Below are 291 nucleotides of genomic sequence, written 5' to 3' on the forward strand. Positions count from 1 at the left end.
TCACGCAGCGCCTCCAGCACCGCCATCACCTCGTCGGCGGTGCCGACCAAGCCTGCACCGGCCGAGGCGAAGCGGCTGGCATCGGTGGCGCGCGCAAGGCTGTACTCGATGCCGACCGTGCCCTCGAACGGCGCGACCATCTCGCCTTCCTGCAGGCGATGCGGCTGCGGCGTGTCGCTCACATAGGGCGTTGCCAGGCGCTCGGCAGCGCGCGTGGCGAACGCCGTATCGCGCAGGCCCAACGGGGCAGCCAGCAGACGCTCGAACAGCGCCTGCAACGTTTCACCGGTC

1 pseudogene is annotated in these 291 nt (G+C 70.8%); it reads right to left on the reverse strand.

The window, feature by feature from the left end:
* Positions 1-278 (reverse strand): annotated as a pseudogene (locus tag EN850_RS35670) (serine hydrolase); the annotation flags it as partial.
* Positions 279-291: the final 13 nt, after the last annotated feature.

This window comes from Mesorhizobium sp. M8A.F.Ca.ET.207.01.1.1 (assembly GCF_004794715.1).
GTDB lineage: Bacteria > Pseudomonadota > Alphaproteobacteria > Rhizobiales > Rhizobiaceae > Mesorhizobium.